We start from the raw sequence: 10,222 nt of genomic DNA, 5'->3' as shown, positions 1-10,222 counted from the left end.
TAGATTGTGTTGGAGTGGTAGTTCAGTTGGTTAGAATACCTGCCTGTCACGCAGGGGGTCGCGGGTTCGAGTCCCGTCCATTCCGCCAATTACTTTTGATAGGGTAAGTTGGTAAAGAAATACCATCATTATGATGGGTGTGTAGCTCAGTTGGGAGAGCGTCGCCCTTACAAGGCGAATGTCGGGAGTTCGAACCTCTCCACACCCACCATCTAATTATCTTCAGTTAATCCTTTCTAACTATTTGATTATAAAGATTTTTCTTCTTCATTGATGCAGAAAATTATTTGTGACCGATCTGTGCCATAAATGATAATCCCTAATTTTTGTTGCCTTATTTCAAAAGCATTTCTTGTGTGTTTTTGAGGTTCGCCCTAACAAGCCACAAACCCCCTAGTTTTCTCTTTTCGAGTACCTTATTTCACCTCATTGACTCTTTTTGTCTCTCAGCTATTTTGTAATATTTGTTGCTTTGTGTGTTCGCCTGGTTTTGTGTGAGCAGATTTCTATTTAAAGCTGTGTGGTCTAGGCTTTTTCTTAGTCGGTGCTTGGAGAGGCGCTGAGGGTGGTCTGTGCGCGGGTTTGTTTACGATGTGTTTGCTTGTATAAACGAGGGCTATTCCGTTTTAAGGTAATATCTTCCCTGAGCAGAAGCGGTAAACATAGGTCTTTTATTCCCGTGAAAAATAAAAGACTCGCTTTATGGTGTTTGACAGAGATTACCAAGTGGGATTTAGTCGACGCTTACATTGTTTTTCTTCAGCTTGAAGGCGTCTTGCTCCTTGGCTATATACTTTTTCTGAGGTTCATTCCGTGCTCAGTATCGAGAATATCAACCACCGTATTGAGCAAACGATTTCTCAATTGCTCATCTTCAAGCTCTCGCTCGAGTCTTTTGATAGTTTGGGCTGGTGTCTCTTTTGCCTTCGGTGATTTGGACATGGGTAACCTCATTGTAGTGGACCAATCCATTTTGCCGTGTTTTCGAAGCCACGTCAGCACCGTAGATCGACCTTGGATGCCATAGATTTTTTGAGCTTGTTTATAAGTGATGTCGCCTTTTTCGACGGCCATCACCAGTATTCGCCGACTTGTAATGCCTCAGAATTTGAAGGTAGAGGGGAACTTGCATGGTCTGAGTTTTCCGTCGCAGAATTTTAATTAATGAACATCACGTACTTTCTGTAGAGCGACAATAGCCGCACTGGTTCGGTTCTCTACATTCAATTTCTTAAAAATCTGAGCAAGATGAGCATTAATGGTATGAGGACTGATACTTAAAATAATGGCAATTTCTGCATTACTCTTCCCTTTTGCTAACCAAGTGAGTACTTCTGACTCTCTTTCTGTTAAGTTGAAAGCGGCTTGTAGGATTGGCTGCTCTTGTATGAGCTTCAAGTCTATAATTTTAAACAAATGATCATTTTTTGCGTCTCGGCTAATAAAACTTAATTCAATGGTTTTACCTCCTTTTTGTATTTTTACATGTTGATCTTGTGCGAAATTAGTCGCAAAAAAATCCCCCAGTTCCTTACTAAGCTCTGTCTTCAACCATTCCTCGCTAAGGTTAGCATTGCTCAGTAGGTGGTAGGCTTGAGGTGTTGCCCATTTGAATTCTCCTTGCTGGTTAGTGGTAATTAAAAACTGTCCCGAGGCATCTAGGGCTAGCCGTGCACTTTGGGTTAATTGAGCATTATTCAAATGGGCTTTAATCCGAACCAGTAACTCAGAACTGTTTACTGGCTTTTGAATATAATCGACACCACCCGCCTCAAAGCCTTTAAGAATACTTTGTGTGTCACTTAAGCCTGTCATGAAAATGATCGGTATATGTTCTAAATGTGCTTGGGACTTCAACTCTTGACAGGTTTCGAAGCCATCCATTCCAGGCATAAGTGCATCCATAAGTATGATATCTGGTGTTATACTACGAGTAATATTAAGCGCTTGACTTCCTTCTAGAGCCACAAGTACCGTCAATCCTGCTTCGTCAAGAGTGTCGTTAATCATTCCTAAGGAGTCCGGCGAATCATCGACAACCAAAACCAAATCCTTTTTCTGCTGAGGGAAAATCATAACCAGTCCTCCATTTTATTAATAAAGGCTGCAAACTGAAATTGCTCTGCAAGGGCTTTTAGCTCGTCCACACCTTGAAAGTACTCCATCGTCGATAATTTATTTCTAATAGCATTTAAATTACCTATTTTAGCAAATTCAATGAGGCGCTCTACGTCTGTCCTATTCAGGCGGAAACAGGACTGAGCACCCATTTCCTCTTGAGTGATTATTTCATCGGGTAAGAGTATTGGTGGTTCATGTAAGTAATCTTTATCCCTTCCATTATTTTCTTGGTCTGCAAAACGCCACCTAATTCCTGTGCATTGTTTGATTTTATTAAGCAGGTCTAAATGTTTTAAAGGCTTGATCAAATAGCCATCACTAGGGTTTTTGTCTAAGGGGGTATTGGTGTTGGCATTGGCTGAAATCATGATAATAATTACCTTAGCGTATTGGGCGCGTATCTTTTCTGCCAGTTCCCAGCCACTGATGCCTGGCATGGACACATCTAATAAAAAGATATCAGGTGTCACAGGAGAGTGAGGTAGCATATTGAGACATTCAATACCGTTGTTTGCCGCAATCACATCAAAACCTATTGGTACCAATAGTTCAGATAACAAGTTTCGGTGAGTTGGGTCATCGTCGACGGTGAAAATATATTGTTTCCTTCCGTGATAACCAATAATACTTTTTTCTGCTCTTACATTGACCTCATTGTCTAATTCAAGATACTTTTCAATACTTGACAGTAGAAAGGAAACACTAAACTCACTACCTTTATTTGGTGTGCTGTTTACCTGTAAATCGCCCCCCATAATGTCAACAAGTAAGCGCGTAATGGTCAAACCAAGTCCTGTTCCGGCTATGAAAGGTTGATTAGGTTTTATAATGCGTTTAAAGGGCAAAAAGATTTTCTCCAGCGAGTCTTTTTCTATCCCTTCACCAGTGTCAATGACCTTAAATTTTACCACCTGGTTGCGATAACTTACGGAAAACGTAATGGACCCTTGATGAGTATATTTTATCGCGTTAGATAAAAGATTAATGAGCACTTGGCGTAAGCGTTTTTGGTCGGCATTAACGGTGTTCGGTATTTTGGTTAACTTTTTGTAATGGAAGTTAATGTTTTTCTTTCTTGCTTGCATACTGAACATGCTAACTAATTGATCTAAAAGATCATTGAGTTGTACATCATTCCTTTCTATGTGTAATGTGCCAGCTTCAATGCTGGAGATATCCAGTAACCCTTCAATAATATCAGCAAGGTGTTCACTGCTGTGCTTTATCGTAGAAAGAGCTCCTTTGCGTTGGATAGGGATATCGTTTGCATTTTCGAGTAATTGAGCGTAACCCATGATAGCGTTTAAAGGTGAGCGTAGTTCATGGCTTATGCCGGTTAAATAACGGCTTTTTGCAAGATTTGCTGCTTCGGCGAGTTCTTTGGCTTTTTGTAATTTTAGGTCTGTTTTACTGTGAGCATCAATCTCTTCTTGTAACCTCTTTGTTTGCTTTTCTGTCTCTTGATGAGCAATTTGTCTAGACTCTCTGGCCAACGAAAACATCCATGCTACAACCCCAAAAACCATTAACAAAACCAAAAACACATTTAACAGTGCCGCGGCAATAGATTGGTCGATAACATCATTATCCAGATGATTTTTTTCTAGAATAATCTGCCCATAAACCAACAATAACACCCCAGCAATAACAAGACTGTTCAATAAAAAAAGCCAGAAAAAATGCCCTATGCGGGTATTCACAAGTTTGACCCATGAGGCGGGTAAAATGCAGCTAAACACATCAATAAACTGCTCGGATAGACGTGATCGTGTTTTACACATATCTCCGCAACGAACATCCAGTGAGCAGCATAATGAGCAAATATGGCCTGAATAAGCTGGACAGATAGTGATATCTTCTTGCTCGAAATGGTAATGGCATATACTGCATTGTAATTCGTCATTTGTTGTGAAAATTACAGTGGGTCTGGCCAGATAATATTTTCCCTTGGTTAACCAAGCGATAGCTGGGGATAAAACAAAGGTAGTACCCAAAGCCACAAAGGAAGAGAGCGCTTGAAGGTTTGTACCAAGTAACCCTGTGTGGCAAATAAAGCCAATTATTGACGCTCCCAGCATAGATCCCATACCAACCGGATTAATGTCATATAGATGTGCGCGTTTAAATTCAATCCGAGCAGGTCGCAACCCTAATGGTTTATTGATAATAAGGTCTGCAACAAGAGAACCTACCCAAGCCAAAGCAACAATCGCATAACCCCCTAAGGTGCTTTCTAATACTCGATAAATACCTAGTTCCATAAGTAGGATGGCAATAACAACATTGAATACTAACCAGACAACGCGACCAGGATGGTTGTAAGTTAATCGAGAAAAGAAGTTCGACCAGGCAATCGAGCCTGCATAAGCGTTAGTGACATTGATTTTGAGTTGTGAAATCACCACAAAAATACCGAGTAAAATCAGACTAAGTTGTTCTGAATTGGTGACATAACTAAAGGCTAACCTATACATTTGGTTTGGGTCTTCTGCTTGCTCTGGCGTCAGTCCATATTGAATACAGAGTACGGCAAGAAAAGAGCCAATTAATAATTTGATCGCCCCGAAAATGATCCAGCCAGGCCCAGCCATAATCACTGACAACCACCAGCGTTTACGGTTTGTTTTTTCTTTTTTAGGTGAAAAACGCAAGAAATCTACTTGTTCGCCTATTTGCGCAATCAGTGAAAAGAGCACAGAGGCCGCTGCACCAAAAGCTAGAATTGAAAAGCCGCTTGTATCTGTGCTGAACTCGTTAGTAGGTTCAAAATTCACCCATGTTTCAATCGCTTTTTCATGTTGGTAAAAAATGCAAGCCAAAGGAAGGATTTGTAAGGCTAACCAAATGGGTTGACTCCAAACTTGGAAGCGACTAATTAGTGTAATGCCATGTGTCACTATCGGGATTACCACTACACTACTAATAATGTAACCAATAGAAACATTGATATCTAAGGTAAGTTCCAGTGCAAGAGCGAGAATACTGGCTTCTAGTGCAAAAAAGATAAAAGTAAAAGACGCGTAGATTAAAGATGTGACTGTTGACCCAATATAGCCAAACCCTGCGCCACGCGTTAACAGGTCAATATCAATGCCATACTTTGAAGAATAGTAAGCAATAGGAAGACCTGTCAGAAATATAATAATACTAACAATAGAAATGGCTGCAATAGCATTAGAAAAACCGTGACTTAAAGTAATTGCACCACCAATCGCTTCTAAAGCCAAAAAGGAAATAGAGCCTAAAGCGGTTAATGCGACTTTACCTATCGACCAGCGTCGAGCTGATTTAGCCGTAAATCTAAGGGCATAATCCTCAAGGGTTTGGTTAGCCACTAATTGGTTATAGTGCTTTCGAACTCGAAATATATCTTGTGGTGCTCTACTCATTTATTAAACCTTTAACATCATTTATCAAAGAAAAAAATCTTATGAAACAAAGGTTATCCATTACCAAATTGTAAGAGTCTCAGCATTTTATGCCTATAAAATAGGCACTAGTGATGACGAATCAAGCAAATCTCATGCCTATCTTTTTCTAAAAAAATTAGGCCTCCTCTTTTATATATCAAACTTCGTACTCATTGCGTATAGCGCAAATTAACTAGATGAACTGAGCGTTCCTCTAATAGTGACTTCTTGGGGCTAGGTACAAACTGAATACAGTTAATCAACCCGAGGAGTTAGAAAATGAGTGTCTATTCGTTAGTACCACCTAAAAGCTCTACCGATAGCGTGACTGCTAAGTCTCGTTCTTTTATTAAATCGCTGTGCACTATACCTGTCAGTCTAGTATTGGCTGCTCACATCGGGTTTGCGTCAGCAGCGGAAGTGAACACCACAGGGTTGGCTGTTACCGACGATACTGTCACAGTGGGTATTCTGCATTCATTGACAGGCACCATGGCAATCAGTGAAACCGGTGCTCAACAAGCCGAAAAGCTGGCGATTAAACAGATCAATGAAATGGGGGGCATCTTAGGTCGACAGATCGAAATCGTTCAGGAAGATGGTGCCAGTGATTGGCCTACCTTTGCTGAAAAAAGTCGTAAATTATTAGTACAAGATAAAGTGGCTGCAGTATTTGGTGCGTGGACATCGGCATCGCGTAAAGCCATTTTGCCAGTTTTTGAGAAAGAAAATGGGTTGCTTTATTATCCGACTTTTTATGAAGGCTTAGAGCAATCTAAAAATGTTATTTATACCGGTCAAGAAGCTACTCAGCAAATCTTGGATGGATTGAACTGGGTTGCAAAAGAGAAAAAAGCAAAGACCTTTTACCTTATAGGTTCTGATTACATTTGGCCTAGAACATCCATGAAAATCGCTCGTAAGCACATTGAAAACGTATTGGGCGGGAAAGTGGTAGGTGAGGAGTATAAGCCACTTGGTGATACTCAATTCGGCTCTGTTATTAATAAAATCCGCCTTCGTAAGCCAGATGTGATTTATGCCGCTGTTGTGGGTGGTAGTAATGTTGCTTGGTTCAAACAGTTAAAAGCAGCCGGTATTACTTCTGATAAACAAACCCTTCTTACGATCTCTGTGACAGAAGATGAGGTGCTTGGTATAGGTGGTGAAAACTTAGAAGGTTTTTATTCCATCATGAAGTACTTCCAAAGTCTGGACAACGAAAACAACACAGCGTTTGTAAAAGCCTTTAAAGAAATGTGGGGTGAAGACAGCGTTATTGGTGATGTAACACAGGCCGCGTACCTTGGCCCATGGTTATGGAAAGCGGCGGTTGAAAAAGCCGGTAGTTTTGATGTTGACAAGGTGGTTGCTGTCTCAGAGATGGGAGACATCGAACTAACAACAGCGCCTGAAGGCTATGTGAAACTAGACCCTAATCATCACTTGTGGAGTAAGGCACGTGTTGGTGAGTGGAATAAAGATGGTCAAGCAACTGTTGTATATGAATCTGAGCTGATTAAGCCTGATCCATTCCCAGTAGGTTACCAATAGGCGATAACCTCTCTACGTATATGCTTTTTCTAATAACTCACTGAAACACCAGCTGTTTCAGTGAGTTATCAAGAAAAACGCGCGAAAAACCAAGTAACAAAAAAGCAAAATCTTCTCTTCAAATTATCATGTATTAGGGGCTTACAATGGGTGGATATAGCTATAACGAATTGGGAGCGATCTTTGCCATGCAAGGATTCTCCGGCATTAGTTTATTTAGTGTCCTTCTCTTAATGGCGTTAGGTCTCGCGATTATCTTTGGGCAAATGGGTGTAATAAACATGGCTCATGGTGAATTTATGGCTGTGGGCGCCTACACGACCTACCTTATTTCGTCTTTGACAGAAAGTTTTATTCCAGCATTCTTACCCTATTACTTTGTATTCTCCATTGCCTTAGCTTTTGTTGTAGCGGGGGCCTTGGGCTATTTTGCCGAATATATACTGATCCGACATCTTTACTCAAGACCGCTTGATACGCTGTTAGCAACCTGGGGGCTTAGCTTAATTATGCAACAGTCTTTCCGCTCCATTTTTGGTGCTCGAGAAGTAAGTCCAACTTTACCAGATTGGTTATTAGGTGCTTACCCTGTGACGGATCTTATTGATATTCCTATTAATGGACTTTTCGTCTTAGCACTTACCATTGCCGTCACCCTTGGTGTGTTCTATCTGATGTTCAAATCAAGCTGGGGTCTAAATGTTAGAGCGACCACACAGAATCGAGTTATGAGTGGCGCCGTCGGTATTAACACGAAAAAAATTGATCGTTACACCTTTGCTCTTGGTTGCGGTATTGCAGGGGTCGCTGGTGCGGCGTTTACGACGATCGCATCAACAGGCCCAACAACTGGAACCCTGTACATAGTTGATACCTTTATGGTGGTTGTATTCGGTGGTGCAGCAAGCCTACTCGGTACAATTGCATCCGCTTTCTCTATTGCTCAAGCACAATCGATCCTTGAATTCTTTATTAGTGGTTCGATGGCGAAAGTCTTTACGTTGTTGGTTCTCGTGCTGATTCTCATGTTCAAACCAGAAGGTTTGTTTGCCAGCAAAGTACGTCGATGACATACGTTGAGTCCTGCCACATTTAGTGCTTACAAACGTGTCAGGACTCAAAAAACGGAAAATGACCTTAAATGGGCTTGGAGATAAATATGAGCTTTGTATATAACAAATTGCTAGGTGGAAAATCAGGTGCTATTGGCCTGTTGGTATTATCCATTTTGATATTAATAGTATTCCCAATGATGCTGGATGGATTCCGTTTAAATCTGGTTGGTAAATATTTAACTTATGCTTTCGCAGCGATTAGCTTAGTGATGATATGGGGCTATGGTGGCACATTAAGTTTGGGGCAAGGTATTTTCTTTGGTCTAGGTGGCTATGGTATGGCGATGTTTCTTAAGTTAGAAGCTTCTTCCCCGGAAAATACATCCATACAATCAACCCCAGGGATTCCGGATTTTATGGACTGGAATCAGTTAACAGAATTACCTTGGTTTTGGGAACCCTTTACCAGCTTCGGTTTCACCCTCGTTGCCATTCTAATTTTACCAGCGTTATTTGCTTATTTTATTGGTGTTGCGATGTTTAAACGCCGAGTAGGTGGGGTTTACTTTGCCATTATTACTCAGGTTATCGCTGTCATCTTAACCGTGCTGATTGTCGGCCAACAAGGCTACACAGGAGGCATCAATGGTATCACGGACCTACGAACCTTAAACGGTTGGGACATCACATCAGACAGTGCTAAATATCTGTTCTACTACATTAATTGCGCTTTGTTAATCGGAGTGATTTTACTCTCTCGTTTCGTTCTAACCAGTAAATTTGGTCGCTTGTTACTCGCTATTAGAGATAAAGAAGATCGGGTTCGTTTCTCTGGCTACGATGTGGCGAATTTCAAAATTTTTATCTTTTGCTTCGCCGCTTTAGTGTCTGCTCTTGGTGGTGCCATGTTCACCTTGCAAGTGGGGTTTATGTCACCATCCTTTGTCGGCATCGTGCCTTCTATTGAAATGGTTATTTTTGCGGCCGTTGGTGGGCGTATGTCACTGATTGGTGTGGTCTACGGCACTTTATTGATTAATTTCGGTAAAACAGCTTTTTCTGAAACGTTTCCTGAGCTGTGGCTCTTCTTAATGGGCGGAACCTTTATTGCTGTTGTGATGTTCTTTCCAAATGGTTTGGCAGGGTTGTGGAGCCAATATAGTCCCGCTTTTTTGAATAAACTCGGCTTTTTAAAAAGTGCTAAAGCACTAGAAACTGCCCCTGTGACAACGGATATGAAGGAGTCTAATTAATGCGAGCAGATGAATTAGAACAATCTTATTCAGGAGGTGATGTATGTCATCTATGACAAACACAGATTTCTCTTTAAGCATCGAAGACTTAACGGTCTCGTTTGATGGCTTCAAGGCGGTAGACAGTTTAAATCTTTATATCGATAAGAATGAATTGCATGTCGTGATCGGCCCAAATGGCGCGGGTAAGACCACGGTATTAGATTTAATTTGCGGTAAGACCAAGTCCACCTCTGGCAGCATAAAGTTTCTTAACCAAGAACTCACAACGTTATCCGAACATGAGATTGTTCGACGAGGCGTAGGCCGGAAATTTCAAACCCCTTCGATTTATGAAAACTTGTCCGTCTTTGAAAACTTAGAAGTATCTTATCCAGAAGGTCGCGGTGTGTTTGGCTCTCTGTTTTTTAAACGCAGTGAAAAAGTTATTGCGAAAATTTACGAGATTGCCAAGGAAATCATGCTGGAATCTGAAATGGAAACCGAGGCCGCGTTATTGAGTCATGGTCAAAAGCAATGGCTTGAGATTGGGATGCTGCTGATTCAAGACCCTCAACTATTGATGCTTGATGAACCTGTTGCAGGTATGAGTGTTAAAGAGCGCGAACAAACCGCTGTGCTGTTAAACAAAATAAGCCAAGGTCGTTCTGTCTTGGTCATTGAGCATGATATGGAATTTGTTGCTCGTATCGCGCACAAAGTGACCGTGCTGCATCAAGGGAAAATCTTAGCCGCAGGCAAAATGGATGAAGTACAAAAAGACCCGAAAGTGATCGAGGTCTATCTGGGTCATTAATTGATAAGTCATGACGCACGTTAAAGGTCATGA

Annotated in this window: 6 protein-coding genes, 2 tRNA genes and 1 pseudogene; 6 read left to right on the top strand and 3 right to left on the bottom strand. The window is 41.2% G+C overall.

Going from position 1 to position 10,222, the window contains the following annotated elements:
- Positions 1-11 precede the first annotated feature (11 nt).
- A tRNA-Asp gene (locus ACIGBN_RS08415) sits at positions 12-88 on the top strand.
- A gap of 47 nt (positions 89-135) precedes the next feature.
- Positions 136-211 (top strand) — tRNA-Val (locus ACIGBN_RS08410).
- A gap of 544 nt (positions 212-755) precedes the next feature.
- Here ACIGBN_RS08410 and ACIGBN_RS08405 read toward each other — a convergent pair.
- The 3 genes and pseudogenes from ACIGBN_RS08405 to ACIGBN_RS08395 all read right to left on the bottom strand — a co-directional run.
- Positions 756-1,098 (bottom strand): annotated as a pseudogene (locus ACIGBN_RS08405) (IS3 family transposase); the annotation flags it as partial.
- Between the two features lie 63 nt (positions 1,099-1,161).
- Positions 1,162-2,076, bottom strand: coding sequence for a response regulator (locus ACIGBN_RS08400; RefSeq protein WP_396664797.1), 915 nt, complete (start codon positions 2,074-2,076; stop codon positions 1,162-1,164).
- The gene (locus tag ACIGBN_RS08395; protein WP_396664795.1) at positions 2,073-5,510 is read right to left on the bottom strand and encodes an ATP-binding protein; all 3,438 of its coding nucleotides are present in this window, start codon (positions 5,508-5,510) and stop codon (positions 2,073-2,075) included. Before ACIGBN_RS08395 ends, ACIGBN_RS08400 begins: the two co-directional genes overlap by 4 nt.
- A gap of 300 nt (positions 5,511-5,810) precedes the next feature.
- Between ACIGBN_RS08395 and urtA the strand changes: the two genes are divergently transcribed.
- The 4 genes from urtA (at position 5,811) to urtD (ending at position 10,189) form a co-directional block, all read left to right on the top strand.
- Positions 5,811-7,085: an urea ABC transporter substrate-binding protein gene (gene urtA / locus ACIGBN_RS08390; RefSeq protein WP_396664793.1), complete on the top strand. Its 1,275-nt coding sequence runs from the start codon at positions 5,811-5,813 to the stop codon at positions 7,083-7,085.
- 146 nt (positions 7,086-7,231) lie between these two features.
- Positions 7,232-8,155, top strand: coding sequence for an urea ABC transporter permease subunit UrtB (gene urtB / locus ACIGBN_RS08385; RefSeq protein WP_396664791.1), 924 nt, complete (start codon positions 7,232-7,234; stop codon positions 8,153-8,155).
- A gap of 89 nt (positions 8,156-8,244) precedes the next feature.
- Complete coding sequence (urtC, locus tag ACIGBN_RS08380; RefSeq protein ID WP_396664789.1) at positions 8,245-9,393, top strand: urea ABC transporter permease subunit UrtC; 1,149 nt, start codon at positions 8,245-8,247, stop codon at positions 9,391-9,393.
- A gap of 52 nt (positions 9,394-9,445) precedes the next feature.
- Positions 9,446-10,189, top strand: coding sequence for an urea ABC transporter ATP-binding protein UrtD (gene urtD / locus ACIGBN_RS08375; RefSeq protein ID WP_396664811.1), 744 nt, complete (start codon positions 9,446-9,448; stop codon positions 10,187-10,189).
- Positions 10,190-10,222 lie beyond the last annotated feature (33 nt).

Source organism: Marinomonas sp. NPDC078689 (assembly GCF_044542435.1).
In the GTDB taxonomy this organism is placed as follows: Bacteria; Pseudomonadota; Gammaproteobacteria; order Pseudomonadales; family Marinomonadaceae; genus Marinomonas; species Marinomonas arenicola.
The sequence above is the reverse complement of the archived record's forward strand: the minus strand, read 5'-3'. Positions and strand labels throughout refer to the sequence as shown.

Excerpts from the sequence above, each read along its gene's own strand:
- ACIGBN_RS08395 (WP_396664795.1), bottom strand. The coding sequence starts at position 5,510 with ATGAGTAGAGCACCACAAGATATATTTCGAGTTCGAAAGCACTATAAC.
- urtB (WP_396664791.1), top strand. The coding sequence starts at position 7,232 with ATGGGTGGATATAGCTATAACGAATTGGGAGCGATCTTTGCCATGCAA.
- urtA (WP_396664793.1), top strand. The coding sequence starts at position 5,811 with ATGAGTGTCTATTCGTTAGTACCACCTAAAAGCTCTACCGATAGCGTG.
- ACIGBN_RS08400 (WP_396664797.1), bottom strand. The coding sequence starts at position 2,076 with ATGATTTTCCCTCAGCAGAAAAAGGATTTGGTTTTGGTTGTCGATGAT.
- urtD (WP_396664811.1), top strand. The coding sequence starts at position 9,446 with ATGACAAACACAGATTTCTCTTTAAGCATCGAAGACTTAACGGTCTCG.
- urtC (WP_396664789.1), top strand. The coding sequence starts at position 8,245 with ATGAGCTTTGTATATAACAAATTGCTAGGTGGAAAATCAGGTGCTATT.